General features: G+C 37.1%; 15 protein-coding genes. 13 read left to right on the top strand and 2 right to left on the bottom strand.

The genetic code is table 11. From position 1 onward, the window contains the following. Positions 1-7 precede the first annotated feature (7 nt). From P0092_RS18795 to P0092_RS18755, 9 genes are all read left to right on the top strand, one after another. The gene (locus P0092_RS18795) at positions 8-1,366 is read left to right on the top strand and encodes a YcaO-like family protein (protein WP_004620508.1); all 1,359 of its coding nucleotides are present in this window, start codon (positions 8-10) and stop codon (positions 1,364-1,366) included. Continuing rightward, positions 1,341-2,003, top strand: a complete 663-nt coding sequence (locus P0092_RS18790; RefSeq protein WP_004620510.1) for a CPBP family intramembrane glutamic endopeptidase — start codon at positions 1,341-1,343, stop codon at positions 2,001-2,003. The genes P0092_RS18795 and P0092_RS18790 overlap by 26 nt, the downstream gene beginning before the upstream one ends. Next, entirely contained in the window at positions 1,996-2,727 is a 732-nt protein-coding gene (locus tag P0092_RS18785; RefSeq protein WP_004620511.1) for a CPBP family intramembrane glutamic endopeptidase, read from the top strand. The genes P0092_RS18790 and P0092_RS18785 overlap by 8 nt, the downstream gene beginning before the upstream one ends. Before the next feature lie 205 nt (positions 2,728-2,932). Next, complete coding sequence (locus tag P0092_RS18780) at positions 2,933-3,856, top strand: ABC transporter ATP-binding protein (protein ID WP_004620513.1); 924 nt, start codon at positions 2,933-2,935, stop codon at positions 3,854-3,856. A gap of 61 nt (positions 3,857-3,917) precedes the next feature. Further along, positions 3,918-4,667 carry an ABC transporter permease gene (locus P0092_RS18775; protein ID WP_004620514.1) on the top strand — a complete coding sequence of 250 codons (750 nt, stop codon included), beginning with the start codon at positions 3,918-3,920 and terminating at the stop codon, positions 4,665-4,667. A gap of 2 nt (positions 4,668-4,669) precedes the next feature. Then, complete coding sequence (locus tag P0092_RS18770; protein ID WP_004620516.1) at positions 4,670-4,903, top strand: hypothetical protein; 234 nt, start codon at positions 4,670-4,672, stop codon at positions 4,901-4,903. Between the two features lie 456 nt (positions 4,904-5,359). Next, positions 5,360-7,015: a carbohydrate-binding protein gene (locus P0092_RS18765; RefSeq protein ID WP_004620517.1), complete on the top strand. Its 1,656-nt coding sequence runs from the start codon at positions 5,360-5,362 to the stop codon at positions 7,013-7,015. A 772-nt stretch (positions 7,016-7,787) separates the two neighbouring features. Beyond that, on the top strand, positions 7,788-9,452 hold the full coding sequence (locus P0092_RS18760; RefSeq protein ID WP_004620520.1) for a glycoside hydrolase family 11 protein: 1,665 nt from the start codon (positions 7,788-7,790) through the stop codon (positions 9,450-9,452). A 126-nt stretch (positions 9,453-9,578) separates the two neighbouring features. Continuing rightward, a complete protein-coding gene (locus P0092_RS18755) occupies positions 9,579-11,381 on the top strand; it encodes a DUF6242 domain-containing protein (RefSeq protein ID WP_004620522.1) in 1,803 nt (600 codons plus the stop codon). A gap of 40 nt (positions 11,382-11,421) precedes the next feature. On the opposite strand, the gene P0092_RS18750 is transcribed toward P0092_RS18755, so the two are convergent. Then, complete coding sequence (locus P0092_RS18750) at positions 11,422-11,682, bottom strand: helix-turn-helix domain-containing protein (RefSeq protein ID WP_004620524.1); 261 nt, start codon at positions 11,680-11,682, stop codon at positions 11,422-11,424. A 16-nt stretch (positions 11,683-11,698) separates the two neighbouring features. After that, positions 11,699-12,352, bottom strand: a complete 654-nt coding sequence (locus P0092_RS18745) for a GPP34 family phosphoprotein (protein ID WP_004620526.1) — start codon at positions 12,350-12,352, stop codon at positions 11,699-11,701. A gap of 253 nt (positions 12,353-12,605) precedes the next feature. On the opposite strand from P0092_RS18745, the gene P0092_RS18740 reads away from it, so the two are divergent. The 4 genes from P0092_RS18740 (at position 12,606) to P0092_RS18725 (ending at position 16,223) form a co-directional block, all read left to right on the top strand. Further along, positions 12,606-13,223 carry a lactate utilization protein gene (locus tag P0092_RS18740; protein ID WP_040759147.1) on the top strand — a complete coding sequence of 206 codons (618 nt, stop codon included), beginning with the start codon at positions 12,606-12,608 and terminating at the stop codon, positions 13,221-13,223. A 74-nt stretch (positions 13,224-13,297) separates the two neighbouring features. Beyond that, positions 13,298-13,651, top strand: a complete 354-nt coding sequence (locus tag P0092_RS18735) for a DUF2200 domain-containing protein (protein WP_004620529.1) — start codon at positions 13,298-13,300, stop codon at positions 13,649-13,651. Positions 13,652-13,830: 179 nt separating this feature from the next. Then, positions 13,831-15,036, top strand: coding sequence for a DegT/DnrJ/EryC1/StrS family aminotransferase (locus P0092_RS18730; protein WP_004620531.1), 1,206 nt, complete (start codon positions 13,831-13,833; stop codon positions 15,034-15,036). Between the two features lie 32 nt (positions 15,037-15,068). Next, positions 15,069-16,223: a DegT/DnrJ/EryC1/StrS family aminotransferase gene (locus P0092_RS18725; protein WP_004620532.1), complete on the top strand. Its 1,155-nt coding sequence runs from the start codon at positions 15,069-15,071 to the stop codon at positions 16,221-16,223. Positions 16,224-16,227: the final 4 nt, after the last annotated feature.

The following is a 16,227-nucleotide window of genomic DNA, read 5'->3' as shown; positions in this document are numbered from 1 at the left end:
TGGTAATATGATAAGATTTTATCCATCGTATGAGCATATTATGAATCAATACAGATACATTGGCGGAAATCAAACAGGTATTATGCATGGGGTTTTAGCACCTATGGTTCACATGCCGCCTGAGCCTTGTCTGAAATCTGTAACTGGACGTATGCCCAATTATCATAAAATAACTTTCAATGATCCGGAGAAACATGTTGAGTATCATCTGAGCGGATATGGAATGTATCATGAGGAGGCATTGATTAAGTTAATTGGGGAAAGTGTAGAACGTTATTCTTCTGTAAGTACAGAAAAGCTTTTAAGAGAGAAAGCAGTTTATTGCAGTTATAAGGAAATGAAAAAACAAGGAAAAGTAATGCCGTTAGAATACCTTAATATTTTTTCCGCGGAGCAGCAAAAGACCTTAGCCCAGATGATGCCGGCATATTCACCTGAACATGCAACAGAAGATGATATAATCGGCTGGATTAAATGTGCGTCATTGGTTCATCCGGGTGAAGATGTATGGGTACCCATGCAAATACTGTGTATCGGGTTTGTTAAGAACTCTGAGAAAGGTGAAAAATTCTTTACACCTTCCTTTTCAACGGGAACTGCATCCCATCGTTCATTAAAAAAGGCACTGCTAAATGCGTTAGTAGAATATATTCAAATTGATTCATTTGTCCTTTCATGGTATACAAAGCAAAAATCAAAAAGAGTTATAATAGATGACCCCGATGTTTTAAAATGTTTTGAAGCTTGTGGACTTGGAAAGGATTCCCCTTATGAAGTGATTCCATTACTTGTAACTATGCCGGATATGGACTTGCCGGTTTATCTTAATGTGTTAAAGAGAAAAGATAAAAAGCTTCCATATTTAATTGTAGGTACGCAAGGAGATTTGAATGCTAAAAATGGTGTTTTAAGAGGCTCAATGGAGGCAACAGCTATCATATTTATGCATATGTTTAATGCACTATTTGATCCGGAAAAAATAGAATTTTCTAATACTACGTCTGCATTTGCAGATTTGGATACAAATGTTTTGTACTATGGGGTTCCCGATAAAGCAAAAGAAATTGATGCTTTATTGGAGCAGCTCACAGGGGATACAATAAAATTGTCGGAAATTGAATCTCGTTGGGAAAACGATGTTGATGCTCAAATTTCACATTTGTTAAGTGAAGTGTCAAAAGTTAGTGAATATGCAGTGTATGTAGATATTACACCACCTGAGGTTATCGAAAAAGGGTGGAGTGTTGTAAGGACATTGATACCTGAGCTTTGCGGTATGTGCTTGCCCGGTTTTCCTTTTAAGAATCATCCAAGAATGAAGAAATTTGGTGGTGTAACAAATGAATATCCACATCCTTTGCCATAGCCTTTTAGTACTGTTAGCAACGGTGTACCCGGTTTCGATTCCGCAAATTGCGCTGAACTTTACCAGAGGGTACCCAAGAAAAAATCAAGAAGTCTCATATTTAATGAATTGTGTAATCGTAAGTGCTGTATTGTACTTGCTGAGCTGGAGTTTAATACCCACGGGCGGTAAGGTTTTTATTACGTCGGAAATTATATGGTACTTAATAGCAATTGTTTCCGCACCTGTGTTGATTGGCGTGGAATTAGCTGTCGGAGGAATAATACTTAAGTTATCCAAAATAAAGGTTAAAGGGATTTCAATAAATGCAAACTGGTCAAAGATGTCTGCCGTTGGGTGCGTTTTGACTGTACTCCTTGCAATCATTGAAGAATTTATATACAGACAAATGTGGAGTACTGTAATTATAGACAATTTAGGCCGGGGTACTATTATATTTGTATTTACAAGCTCCGTTGTGTATGGATTAAACCATCTATATTATGGCTTTTCGACATTTTTGCAGAAAACCGTCAGTGGGATTCTCTTTGCAGTGATGTTTTTGCTTAGCGGAGGATGTATCCTCGTTCCGCTTATTGCACATTCATTACAGAATATTATTATTCTAATCATGGGGAGATGCAAGAAAAATGGATAATGCTTTAATTGTTGCTGTCGTTGGTTACTGCTGTATGTTTGTATGGCTTTTTATATTTAAGCAGTCTTATAAAAATACATATATAAAGAATAGGATATCCCTTTTTATATCGTCATTGTTTGGAATTCCGGCATCCTACTCTTATTCGGTTTTTGCAACCTTTTTATATTGTGCTTTGCCTGTAATAAGTAGTATTGTTGTGGCAAAAACAGCAAAAATCCATATTTTTAATTTATTTCCCTTAGAGGTGAGTCTTGAACTTTTTGCAACGATAATCCTTGGAGTAGTAGCCGCTATGTCATTAGTAGCAGTATTCATTATTGTTAGCTTGAAGTTAGCACCGAGTATGGATATTGCAGGTGAGATATCTAAAATTAAATGGATAGAAGGTATTTTTCAAATACCAAAAAAGATAGCATGGTTGCTCCCGATTTTAAGCGCAAGCTTTGAAGAAGTATTTTTTAGAGGAGTATTTCTTCAAGGCTTGGTTTCAAATGGCATGAATAATGTTATTGCAGTTATCGTGGTTACTGCAGCTTTTATATTAAATCAGGTTTTACTGACGGACACAAAGGTACAGGGATTGGTGCTTGGTTTTTCCAGTGTTTCTATTTCCATAGTAGGATGTATTATGTTTTTTGCAAGTGGGAGCATTATTCCGTCCATGATTATGCATGCTTCCTTTGCAGGGTTTTATGCAAATGGTAATGATTATAGGTCGTAGGTTTAAAAACGAGCATTTTTACTTTTCATAACACGAGAATGAAAAACTATGATATAATTGTTGTAATATTGGTATATTATGGCAGGAGTGTAGTATCTAACCAGCTGTCGTAAAAGAACAGCCTTTCTATACATATAAGCAAATCATACACTGGGTGTATTTTATAAGCTTTAAACATTAATTAGTAAAGGAGCGTATTGCTATAATGATTACAGTTGATTCACTTAGTATTAAGTATAAAGACTTCTGTGCCGTTGATAATATTTCCTTTTCAGTGAATAAGTGTGAGATATTTGGTATTATTGGATCTAACGGGGCTGGAAAAACATCCACAGTTGAGTGTATTGAAGGTCTTCGTAAGCCAACAAGTGGCAGAATTAATGTTATGGGATTTGAGCCTTGGAAAGATAGAAAAAAATTACAAGAAATAATGGGAGTTCAGTTGCAGGATACTTCTTATCAGGAGCGAGCAAAAGTATACGAGCTTTGTGAATTGTATTCTTCTTTTTACAATAATCCAATGCCCTATAATGAATTACTTGGTGCAATGGGGTTAGAAGAAAAAAGAAAGGCATATATCTCCAAACTATCAGGCGGACAAAAGCAAAAGTTGGCTATAGTATTATCGTTAATTTCAAATCCTAAATTGGTATTTCTGGATGAGCTTACAACGGGGCTGGATCCAAAAGCTCGCAGACAGATGTGGGATATGATTTTAAAGCTGCGTGAAAATGGGCTGACGATTGTAATTGTCTCACATTTTATGGATGAAGTGGAAACCCTTTGCGACAGAATTGCTATAATGAGTAAGGGACACATAGAAAACATAGGGACAATCGGCAGTATTATTAGTGAATACGATTTAAAACAAAAGATATCTTTCAAAGCTGCCAATCTGGATGTTGAAGGCTTTAAAAAGTTAGGGCTTGAAGTGACTGTACAAAAGGAAAATGATGTTATTACTCTCCTTGGTAAAGCGGATGATTATGTAAATCGTGTGCTTACATATTTAACTGAGAATAATATAGCGTATAAGGACTTAAATGTTAAAAAACCGGATTTAGAAGATGTTTTTCTGGATATGGTTGGATATATACCGGAAGATGAAGTTACTCATGATAAAAAGTAAAGGATATGCTATTTTTTAATGACTATTTGAAAAACAATTGGGTGGCGAAGTGGAGGTTACTATGAAATCAAAAATAATGTTAAGGCTTACAATGTTTGAATCTAAATTGTTTTTACGCAATTTTATCAATATATTTTTTCTACTAGTATTCCCTACCCTGATGATTTTACTTTTTGGGGGTATATATGGGAATACTCCTAATGAAGTGTACGGTGGGGCAGGAATGGTAGATGTATCGGTACCGGCATATGCAGGAATGATAATTTCGGTAACGGGACTTATGAGCTTGCCCCTTACTATATGTGAATACAGGGAGAAAAAGATACTTAAAAGATATATGGCCACACCCATAAAACCGGTTTATGTAATTGTCTCGCAAATATGTGTCAACACCTTCATGACAATTACCGGAATGGCTTTGCTGATTGTAGTTGCGAAGCTTGTATTTAATCTGAATTTTACCGGGAATGTGCTTGAAGTTGCCATTGTATTTCTTTTATCAATCTTTAGTATTTTTTCCATAGGATTTCTCATTGCAAGTATTGCACCAAACATGAAGGCTGCCGGTGCAATTGCAAATCTTATTTATTTCCCAATGCTCTTTTTAACAGGGGCAACTGTTCCTATTGAGATTATGCCTCATTTTATGCAGCGCATTTCAAAAATTTTACCTGTAACTCATGTGGTTGAAGCAATGAAACATGTATGGTTAGGTGATGGTATTTCTACATGCTGGCAAAGTATTTTAGTGCTTATTGGAGTTATGATAGGGTGCTTTGCATTATCAATAAAATTTTTTAGGTGGGAGTAAGAGTGAATACGTTTGTTTTAGATTTTATAGAGAAGAATAATTTGGTTAAAATTAACTCAATAGATGAAAGTTTGTTTTTAAAGGGTAAAATACAACAAAGCTTCTTTATGTATTTAATAATTGAAATTGAGGATAAGTATGGTATCTCATTTGAAGATGAAGAATTGGTAATTGAGAATTTTGATACCATACAGTTAATTGAGTCAATGGTCATTTGTAAGCTTGAAAAGTCCTAAGGCACATATAGTAGTAACCATTTGTCCGAGTAAATCAAAATCTGTCTAAATCTACATTTCTTGAAATAAATTAATCAGTGTGTCAGAAATAATTATCTTTTTGTGCTGCATTCAATTCTGAACTGAAATCCAAACTATTACCAAGTAACCAATAAATTTAACTTTAAACTAAAAATATTCAATTTTCAACATCAAAAGCAAGTTATATAATAAATACATATATGTAAAATATAGGGTTGCTATTATAATTACCTGTCACCGTTACAAACACACCGTACTTCTTCATATCTAATTTACACTTTTTCTCTCCGGCTCAGAGATAGAGGTGTTGATTTTTCACATTTTAACTGACCGAAGTGAAAATTTATATAAATAAATCATAAAAAATCTATTTTAATAAATAGGTTTAGACATTTTAACAATGTCATATTTAATCTAAGGAGGAAATGTTGAAATATGAAAAAAAGTTCAGTGTTTTTAATTGGTTTGGCTATGTTGATGGTGATTCAAGGGCAAGTATATGCGGCATCATTTATTGACTACTTCACGGCAACACCTGTAATAGAGTCCTTGTCATCTTCTTGCTGGGGTGCCGCGGAGGTAGGTCCACGTGATCAATCCAACGGTTTGGAAGACAAAACCATGTCAAAGTATTGTTATTGGGATGGAGGAATCATCAAGGGGGAAGATGGCAGATACCACATGTTTGCAAGCCGATGGAATCAGAGCGCCGGACATAACGGCTGGTTTGGCTCGGTGGCTGTTCATGCAACAAGTACTAACCTATATGGTCCTTATACGGATCAAGGCTTGTGCTGGCCGAATGATCAGGGAGGTAAAGGCCATAACGTGGTTCCCCTTCAATTAAAGGATGGTCGGTATGCAATTGTTGTTAGTGAAACCAGACGTCCGGCGGATATTTTTGTTTCCAATTCTCTGGATGGGCCATGGTCAAAGCTGGGAAGTATGTCCATTGCTTCAAATTCATACTCATCACTTTTCTCGGCATCAAATGTTTACATTATGCTTCGCCCCGATGGACGTTATGCGGCTATTGGCAGGGATGCGGTAATCGGTATATCTGACAATATTCTTGGACCTTATACCATTCAGGGAACTAATATTTATGCCAAGACTCAGGGATGTCCTACAGTGAATATGGAAGATCCAGTTATCTGGTACAGTGGCGGTGAGTATCATATTGTCGTTAACAAATGGGACACACGCAAAGCATATCACCTTACTTCAAAGGATGGTATCAGCAATTGGAAGCTTCAATCTGGGTATGCTTTTGATCCCACATCGAATTTTATTCGCTATACAAATGGTACCGCTAATCACTGGAATAAACTTGAAAGACCTAATGTATACATGGAGAACGGTCATGTTGTCGCAATGACACTTGCAGCCATAGATGTTGCAAAAGACAAAGAACTGGGCAATGACAAACATGGCAGCAAGGTTATTGTTATCCCGTTTAATGGAGCAGGACTGGATAAAATTGATACTGAACCGATATCAGCCTTTACGCAAATAGAAGCAGAAAGATTCAGCGACCAATCAGGAGTACAGTCTGAGTCTTGCAATGAAGGCGGTGAGGATATTGGGTATATTGAAAATGGAGACTATACTGTATACAATAATGTGGATTTTGGTACCGATGCGGCAGGTTTTCAAGCCAGAGTGGCTAGCAGCACCAGTGGCGGTAATATAGAAATCAGGCTTGACAGTCTCACTGGTACTCTTATAGGAACTTGTCCGGTTACCGCAACCGGAGATTGGCAGACTTGGACGGATGCAAAGTGCAGCATCAGCGGGGTAACTGGAAAACATAACTTATATCTGAAATTTACCGGAGGAAGTGGATACTTATTTAACTTTAACTGGTTCAAATTTACTAAAAAGGATGTAGTAACTGTACTTGCCGGAGATTTGAACGGAGATAAAAGCGTTGATGCGACGGACTATGTACTTATGAAAAAGTATATTGTAGGGTTAATTAGTGATTTTCCTGTAGAGGATGACTTAAAGGCAGGGGATCTTAATTCTGATGGAGAGATAAATTCACTTGATTTTGCTATGTTAAAGAAGATTATTCTGGGAGATATTTAGAAATAACTTTTAATATATGGTAATGTTTGTAAAATTTTTAATGCCTTTAATATACTTAATAACAATAATTGAGAATAAAGTTGCTGTAATTTTATTTATCTTTATAGTTTCTTTGATTAACTCCAAAGTAAGACCGTTTATAAATAATTATGTGCTTACTCATTCAAAAGATAATAAAGCATATAATATGTCATTAATGAGTTTGGTTTATAACATAATCAATGTCATTTTAATGGTTTTATTATCTAGAATTATTAATATGTTTGGTTATAATAATGCCATTATTCTTATTACAATAATTACTTCGATACTTCTTGTATATATTTATATTAAAAGTAGTGAGAAATATAAATTGGAGATTAACGGATAAAGTAAATAAGGATTGAAATCCTGATAAATAAGGGTTTTGGAGTGTGGTGTCCAGTTTGGCGTAATACCGGCTAAGGGATGCAACGCTCTGAAGCCCTTTTTTATCGAATATAGTACAAAATTTTACAACTGCATACACAAAGTGCAAAAATTTACAACACAAGTGCAATTATTTACAAAAATAATTAATGACAATAGTGAATATGCACAAATATACGGTAAATTATAGAAATATATTGTATATTTTAACAAAGTAAAATATAATAAAAATACAATATTTTACTACATTAGTACAAAATTTTACAACCGTTTAAGAAAGGGAAACATAATTCATTCGGAACAATGCAGATATTATAGATTAGAGTGTCTGCTTTTGTTAAAAAAATTTAAAGGAGATGTAAAAATGTTGAACAAAGCAAAAGGCAAGTTCAAAAGGCTGGCAATCGCTGCAGTAATGATAGCATCATTACTAATCCCAACTACAGCTTTTGCGGGAGATACGCTCACCTCAAACAAAACTGGCTATGATGGTAATTTCTATTACTCATTTTGGACAGATGGCGGTGGTTATGCTTCCATGACCTTAAACGGCAATGGGAGCTACAGTACTAGTTGGAGAAATTGCGGTAATTTTACTGCAGGTAAGGGCTGGGAAATAGGAAAAGAAAGAGTAATTAACTTTTCAGGTAATTTCAATGGCGGTAACAATGGATATCTGGCCGTTTACGGCTGGACCAAAAATCCTCTTGTTGAATATTACATAGTTGAAGATTATGGCTCTTGGACTCCTCCGGGAGGAACACCTGTTGGAACTGTTAATTCTGATGGAGGTACATATAACATATATCGTACACAAAGAGTTAACCAACCTTCAATTGTCGGTCCCGCAACATTCTATCAATATTGGAGTGTACGTACTACAAAGAGATCCAGCGGAAGCGTAACTACTGCAAACCACTTTAATGCATGGAAGAGCAAAGGCTGGCAAATGGGTACTCATGATTACCAGATAGTTGAAACTGAAGGCTACCAGAGCAGTGGCAGTTCAAGTATAACAGTAAGCGAAGGCAGCAGTAATGGCGGAAACAACGGTGGGAATACAGGAGGAAATACAGGCGGAACTACGGGAGGTATTAATCTCAATTCCTGGCAGTGCAACAATCGAAGCAGCAGCCTGAACTCGTGGACAGGTGCTGTAGGTGGTTGGAAAGTGGGAGATTGGATAGAGTTTGACAACGTTAATCTTTCAGGAGCATCTTACTTAAACTTCAATCTTGCAGCTGCACAAGGCGGCAGTTTCAAAGTAGTTACTGACAGTTACTACGGAACACAAATCGGTTCACTGAATTTCAACTCAACCGGCGGTTGGAATACTTATACAAATCAAAGCTGTAACTTGAGTAATGTGAGCGGAAATCACAATCTGTATATCATATGTACTGGGGGCACAGCTAACCTTGGCACTTTGACCCTTGGAAGTTCAAACTCAACAGGCGGAAACACTGGGGGAAACACAGGTGCTAACGGTAATGTTTACCTTTGCTTTGATGATGGTCCAAATAACAGCAATTCAGCTACTCTCGTAAGTGCTCTAAAGAATGCGGGAGCGGACAAAGCCACCTTATTTGTGTGGGGCAACAGAATAAGCAGTAACTCAAATGGCTGGAATGCTTATAAAAATTCAGGCTACAGTCTGCAAAACCATAGCTGGAGTCACTCTCATATGACCAGCTGGAGCTACCAACAGGTTTACAATGACTTACAGCAATGTAACCAGGCTATTGTAAACGCCGGAAAACCTGCTCCTACAAAGATTAGATTACCTTATCTTGAGAGCAACGCCACTATTCAGCAAGCCTGTTCAGCACTGGGGTTGACAGTAGTATCACCTAACGTTGATTCTCAGGACTGGAACGGAGCAAGTACACAATCAATCGTGAACGCTTGCAACAATCTGAATGCTAATGGTAATGCATTGATGCATGACGGGTACGCATCAACTAACTCGGCAATTCCTACTATCATTCAGAATCTGAAAAATCGGGGTCTTGGTTTTGCCCAATACTAATAACCCGAATAGTCTTAAAAGTCGCCTGTTTTACAGGCGGCTTTTGTATTGACTGGTTGGACTGGTTGTCCGATTTCTAGAAGCTAATGAATTTATATAGCTGCTTTAAATAAGGAGGAGAAAAACGTGAAGAAAATTAACCGAACCTTACTTAAGTCTATTCCGGTACTTGTGACTCTGGTGCTGGTTGTGTCTATAATATTGCTTATTTCTCAGAAGGCATCGTCTGAACCATGGGTACAGACCAACGGACCATATGGCGGTTACATCCATTGTTTTGCAATGGAGGGTAAGGATATTTTTGTCGGTACAGAAGGTAGTGGAGTTTTTCACTCAACCAACGATGGTATAAGCTGGATTGCTGTCAATTCAGGTTTAACTAGTAAAAATGTATATTCATTGGCTGTTAGCGGAACAAATATCATTGCAGGAACCAACGGCGGAGTTTATATCTCCAATAACAAAGGCGTTAGCTGGAAGCCGGATAATTCAGACTTGAAAAATACTATCGTCCTAACTTTTGCTGTCAGCGGTACAAACATATTTGCAGGAACCAGCAGCGGTGTTTTTCTTTCTACAGATAATGGTGTAAACTGGAAAGCAGCTAATTCTGGTTTAACATTCATTAGTGTCAATTCGTTGGCTATTAGCGGAGGGAATATCTTTGCAGGGACTGAGGATGGGGGTATTTTTCTTTCTACGAACAACGGCGAAAGCTGGAGTCCGGTTAATTCAGGTTTGACAACCAAACAAATTAATTCTGTCGCCGTAAGTGGAACAACAATCTTTGCCGGAACTTATGGTGGTGGTATTTTTGCATCCGAAAATAATGGCAAAAGTTGGACTGCGGTTAACTCCGGGTTGACAAACAACCATGTATATTTTATTGCTTGCAGCAGCAGGAGTATATTTGCCGGTACAGATGAGGGCATTTTTATTTCTTCTAACGGCGGTAAAACCTGGAGTGCAGTTAACTCAGGTTTGACAAACAAATATGTATTCTCTCTTGCGGTGGAGGACAAGAAAATATTTGCCGGAACCAATGGAGGAGGAGTATTTCTTTCCACTGACAATGGTACAAGCTGGAGAGGGGTCAGTTCCGGTTTATTAAATACCCATGTGGGCACTATTGTCATGAGGGATAAAGCGATATTTGCGGGAACTAATGGTGCAGGTGTATTTCTGTCCGAAGACAGTGGTAAAAATTGGAAAAAAATTAATAATGGTTTATCTAACCCATATGTATTCTCCCTTGCCGTCAGTGGTACGAATATCTATGCCGGAACTAACGGAGGAGGAGTATTTCTTTCCACTGACAATGGTACAAACTGGATAGAAGTCAACTCAGGTTTGACAAACAAATATGTCTACTCTCTTGCCGTAAGCGGTACGAACATCTTTGCGGGGACTTTAGGAGGAGGAGCATTTATTTCTACTGACAGTGGTACAAGTTGGAGACCGATTAATTCAGGTCTTCCAAACCCTAATGTGGGGTCTCTTGCTGTCAGCGGCAAAAATATCTTTGTTGGAACATTTGGCAACGGTGTTTTTCTTTCAAGCGACAACGGAGAGAGCTGGAAAGAGGTCAATTCAGGTTTGACAAACACCCAAATATTTTCTCTTACTGTCAGCGGTACAAATATCTACGCCGGAACTCCAGAAGATGGAGTATTTATTTCTACCGACAACGGTACAAGCTGGCGCCCCACTAATACAGGCTTGACAACCCCAAAAATTGATTGTCTGGCATCAAAGGGTAAAACAGTCATAGCCGGAACTTTTGGTGGTGGGGTGTATACATCTGATAACAGCGGAAAAAGCTGGAAACAAGAAAATTCTGGGTTGGAAAATATCGATGCATATTCCTTTTGTATAAATGGCTCTAGTATCTTAGCCGGAACTAACGGAAGAGGTATTTGGGTAAAATAGGGTGACGGTTCGGTTAGCCATATAAGCTATAGGTGTTAAGCTAAAAACTGCTTAATGCCTTTTTTATTTGAGGAATTGATAATCCATCCTCCTTTAGTTTTTTTATTAAAAGAATTCTCTCCAAAGTTTCGGATCTTTTATACCGTCTTGTCAGGTTCTCTTCGGCCTGTTCAAAATGAAGCATCTCTTCCTCAGTGTAAAATTTTAGGGTACTGTACCGAACACCCGTTAATCGAACCAGTTCACCAATTGTAACGTACTCGGCATTTTCTATCACTTCAATGGGTCTTTGCCTTGACATTCAGCTCACCTCAACTTTAAACTATGGCTATGAGTAGTATTGCAATCCATGTATCAATATAATCTATCATCTTCTTGATTAATGCTCCAGCTTCGCTCTGTTTAATTTCTTTTAAACGGTTATTTAGCTTTTGCGTTTCGTATTTTGAAAAATACTTTTTTATTAACCCGCTTTTATTTAGTAACGCTCCCAAGACAATAGTTTCATCAGAAACGGTGCCTTCTTCTAAAAATTCCGCCCGCAGTTTTTCCACAACTTTTGTTACTTCACTTTCATTTGGTAAAAAGAGAACTTTATTTTTGAATAATCCTTGGTTACTTTTTTCAACGACACATCCATCCTCAACAATGGAGTGACCTACTGATTGGAACAGTTCATTTGGCAGCGTAAAACCAAAAGCGTATTTCTCGGCGATTGTTTCAACATTCATAGGCTTGTTGTTCTTGATTAATTCGTATATAGGTGACAAATACAATTTTTCAGATGATAAATCCTTAGTGATAAACATTTTCTTTTTATCGTCTATGGAGATATAACCGTCAATTAGTAATTCCAGAAGACTACCGGCCAGAAGGCAAGTGGAACTTTCGGTTGAGTTAGTTAATGTTGTACTGCCTTGTGGTTTCAGAGCACATAGAAAAAATTCTTGCGTAAAGGAAAGATTTTTCATAGGGTTTTCTCCTCGTATTATATTTTTTCAGGTTTTAGATAGCTATTGAACTTTGTTAATGTTACTTACTACTTATTACTTACTACTTATGATTTAATTATAACATTTATTATTATTTTGTCAATATTTTCATATGCAATAAGCCTTACCTTGTCCCGTTATATATCTGAGAGTATAATGTGGTAGAGGTCGTGCAAGTGGTATATATCACTTACATAAGGGAACTTCAATGGAGGGAGAAAAGGGGAATTTTATGAACCAAGAGATATGTACATTAATACAGAATTTGAATAGAAACAATATAGCAGCCAACTTTGTAAATAGTCGTGAAGAATTGCCGGGTCTTTTAAAAAGCTTAATTCCTGTAGGTTCTACTATTGGATGCGGGGATTCGGTCACTTTAGAACAAACAGGCATATTTGAATGGTTAAGAAACGGAGAATACTGCTTCTATGATAAATTTGTCCCGGGATTATCAAAAGAACAAAAGAGAAAAATTTACTTGGACAACTTTTCTGCAGACTTTTTTATATCAGGTACAAATGCAGTTACAATGAATGGCGAAATATTCAATATTGATGGAAACGGTAGTCGGGTAGCTCCTATGCTATATGGCCCAAAACAGGTTATTATTGTAATCGGAAGCAATAAAATCACAAGTGATATAGATTCTGCAATAAAACGAACACGCCAGATAGCGGCTCCCCTGGATGCGAAAAGATTAGGAAAAAATACTCCATGCACTTCCTTGCTGAGGTGCATTGATTGCAAGCATAAAGAGCGAATTTGCAATGATTTCGTTTTAATTACGGGACAATTTATAAAGGATAGAATCAGAGTTATTATTATTAATGAAAAATTGGGGTATTAGCCCATGAAAAAAAGCCACAAGATGTTCTGCGAATGCCTTTAAGATTCTAATAATCCATATCAGGAGGAACTGCAATGTCCAACCACAAAATATATTCAATGAGTGTAGCAAGAGTCTATCCTCTATATATAGCAAAGGCGGAGAGAAAAGGACGTGCCAAATCAGAAGTTGATGAAATCATTCGCTGGTTAACTGGATACACTCAGGAGGAATTTGAGGAACAGCTAAATAAACAAACAGATTTTGAGACATTCTTTAAGGATGCTCCCTTTCTGAACCCGTCACGAACTCTGATAAAAGGAGTTGTTTGTGGTGTCAGGGTAGAAGATATCAAAGAGCCCACCATGCAGGAAATTCGATATTTGGATAAGCTGATTGATGAATTGGCAAAGGGAAAATCTCTGGATAAAATACTTCGAGGAAAATAATTGTGAATGCTATAGGTGAGTTTTATATGTAGGATAAACTTTGAAATGCAATTTTAAGCAAAATTTGGTAGTTTTATGTTTACTTTGCAGGAAAATAATGGCTTTGTGTAGAAAATAAATATATTGTTGCATTTTAACTAATTTGTATTTATTTTACAAGAAAGTAGGGGAATTTCAAAATGAAGGTACTAGCAAGAGATGGAGGAACTCCACTTAAACAAAAGCCATTTCCAAACTGGCCCATTTACGATGAACGCGAAATAAATCTTGTTACTGAAGTAGTAAAAAGCCAAAATTGGTGGAGAGTGACAGGAAGTAAGGTTAAAGAATTTGAAAAGAGGTTTGCTGAATTTCAAGGCTGTTCTTATTGCCTTGGAGTTACCAATGGCACAAGTGCAATTGAGCTGGCGCTTTCAGTATTCGGAATTGGTGAAGGCGATGAGGTTATTATACCGGGGATGACGTTTATTTCAACTGGTCTGGCAGTTACTAACTGTAACGCAACTCCTGTATTGGTTGATATAGACCCTGATACATTATGTATGCTTCCTGAAAAGTTTGAACAGGCAATTACCCCTAGAACTAAAGCAGTAATTCCGGTGCACATGGCAGGACATGGATGTCGTATGGAGGAGATTTGTGAAATAGCAAAGAAAAACGGCATTATAGTGATTGAAGATGCTGCTCATGGCCATGGAGGGGAATGGAAAAATAAGAGACTTGGTTCCTTTGGTGATGTTGGAATATTCAGCTTTCAAAACGGTAAATTGATGACCTGCGGTGAAGGCGGAGCAATGGTTACAAATAATAAAGATATTTATGAAAAGGCATATGTAATTCAGGATGTTGGAAGGCCAAAAAATGACCTTATTTATGAACATGTAATACGCGGAGCAAATTATAGAATGAATGAATTTCAGGCTGCGCTTCTTTTGGCACAGATGGAGCGTGTTGATGAGCTGAATAAGCTTCGTGACAAACATGCAACAGAGCTTCACAAACTATTTGCAGATGTAAAGGGCATTACGCCACAGGGAAGAGAAGAAGGCGCTACAATTTTTACCCATTACATGTACATGTTTTATTATGACAAGTCATTTTTTTCAGGACTGCCCAGAGAGGAGTTTGTTGAATATCTCAAGGCTGAAGGAATACCGGCCTGTGTTTGTTTTCCTGTTTTGTCAGATACAAAGTTTTTTGCTGAAAATGATTTTAATGGAAGAAACGTTAATTATGACAAAAAGAAGGAGCATGACTTAACTAATTCAAAAAAAGCCGGAGAAAACATAATATGGCTTCATCACCGTACACTGGAGGGTGATGAAGAAGACCTAAGGGATATTGTAGGAGCAGTGAAGAAAATACAAAATGAATTTAATAAATAATGAAAATTAACTTAACCAATTTGGAGGTATTTATGCAAGCAAGTAAAAAAATAACGAATATACCCAAGTGGCCATTTGCAGATAAAATGGAAGAAGAAGCAGTAAAGGAAGTTTTAGCATCAGAAAGTTGGTGGCGTAATGCAGGAACACAGGCTAAATTATTTGAAAAAGAATTTGCACAGTATCATGGTTGTAAAGGTGGGTTTACAGTTGCAAATGGTACCGTTGCTTTGGAAATTGCCTTAAAGGTTTTAGAAATTGGTGACGGGGACGAAGTAATTGTTCCAAATTTTACCTTTTATTCTACAGTGTCTGCTGTATTGGCAGTAAGAGCTGTCCCGGTACTAGTAGATGTAAAAGAAGATACTTTTTGTATCGACCCTGAAAAAATAGAAAAGGCAGTAACTCATAAAACAAAAGCAGTAATTCCGGTACATATGGCAGGGCAAATAGCGGATATGGATGCAATTAATGAAATTGCAAAAAAACATAAGCTTTTTGTAATTGAGGATTCTGCACATGCACATGGCGCAATGAGAAAAGAACAAAATGCAGGTTCCTTTGGCATAATGAGTACCTTTAGCTTTCAAAATGCTAAGCTGATTACTGCCGGAGAGGGTGGTATTATACTAAGTAATGATGAAAAGCTGCTTAATCAGGTACTCCTTGAAGCAAATTGCGGAAGAGCTGAGGGAGATACCACCTATCAGCATGTTTTAATAGGCGGTAACTCAAGATTGTCAGAAGTACAAGGAGCAATATTAAGAGTACAGCTTTCAAGACTATCTGAGCAAATCAACCTGAGAGAAAAGAATTATAAATATTTAGCAGAAGGCTTAAAAGATATTCCGGGAATAATATTACAGACAACAGATGAAGATATTACGGTTCATCCTCATTATATGGTAATGTTTTATTATGATAAAAATGCTTTTGGCGGAGCATCCAGAGCAGAATTTGTAGAATATTTAAAGAATGCCGGAATACCGGTAAACCGCTCCTATGAGTGTATCCATAAACTTCCCGTATTTAAAACATTGTCTGCAGCTGCCTGGAGAATGGATGAAACTTGTGCTAATTCCCAGCGCATCAGCGATGAAGTTGTCTGCCTGAGTCACAATATACTTTTGGGAGACGCAGCACTGATTAATGATATTGTAGAAGTAATTCGTAATTTTAAATCATAAATTT

Origin of the sequence: Ruminiclostridium papyrosolvens DSM 2782, from assembly GCF_029318685.1 — a bacterium.
Lineage (GTDB): Bacteria > Bacillota > Clostridia > Acetivibrionales > DSM-1351 > Ruminiclostridium > Ruminiclostridium papyrosolvens.
The sequence above is the reverse complement of the archived record's forward strand: the minus strand, read 5'-3'. Positions and strand labels throughout refer to the sequence as shown.

What these genes read in the sequence shown, in the direction of transcription:
- P0092_RS18795 (WP_004620508.1), top strand. Translation starts at nt 8, where the DNA reads ATGATAAGATTTTATCCATCGTATGAGCATATTATGAATCAATACAGA.
- P0092_RS18790 (WP_004620510.1), top strand. Translation starts at nt 1,341, where the DNA reads ATGAATATCCACATCCTTTGCCATAGCCTTTTAGTACTGTTAGCAACG.
- P0092_RS18785 (WP_004620511.1), top strand. Translation starts at nt 1,996, where the DNA reads ATGGATAATGCTTTAATTGTTGCTGTCGTTGGTTACTGCTGTATGTTT.
- P0092_RS18780 (WP_004620513.1), top strand. Translation starts at nt 2,933, where the DNA reads ATGATTACAGTTGATTCACTTAGTATTAAGTATAAAGACTTCTGTGCC.
- P0092_RS18775 (WP_004620514.1), top strand. Translation starts at nt 3,918, where the DNA reads ATGAAATCAAAAATAATGTTAAGGCTTACAATGTTTGAATCTAAATTG.
- P0092_RS18765 (WP_004620517.1), top strand. Translation starts at nt 5,360, where the DNA reads ATGAAAAAAAGTTCAGTGTTTTTAATTGGTTTGGCTATGTTGATGGTG.
- P0092_RS18760 (WP_004620520.1), top strand. Translation starts at nt 7,788, where the DNA reads ATGTTGAACAAAGCAAAAGGCAAGTTCAAAAGGCTGGCAATCGCTGCA.
- P0092_RS18750 (WP_004620524.1), bottom strand. Translation starts at nt 11,682, where the DNA reads ATGTCAAGGCAAAGACCCATTGAAGTGATAGAAAATGCCGAGTACGTT.
- P0092_RS18745 (WP_004620526.1), bottom strand. Translation starts at nt 12,352, where the DNA reads ATGAAAAATCTTTCCTTTACGCAAGAATTTTTTCTATGTGCTCTGAAA.
- P0092_RS18740 (WP_040759147.1), top strand. Translation starts at nt 12,606, where the DNA reads ATGAACCAAGAGATATGTACATTAATACAGAATTTGAATAGAAACAAT.
- P0092_RS18735 (WP_004620529.1), top strand. Translation starts at nt 13,298, where the DNA reads ATGTCCAACCACAAAATATATTCAATGAGTGTAGCAAGAGTCTATCCT.
- P0092_RS18730 (WP_004620531.1), top strand. Translation starts at nt 13,831, where the DNA reads ATGAAGGTACTAGCAAGAGATGGAGGAACTCCACTTAAACAAAAGCCA.
- P0092_RS18725 (WP_004620532.1), top strand. Translation starts at nt 15,069, where the DNA reads ATGCAAGCAAGTAAAAAAATAACGAATATACCCAAGTGGCCATTTGCA.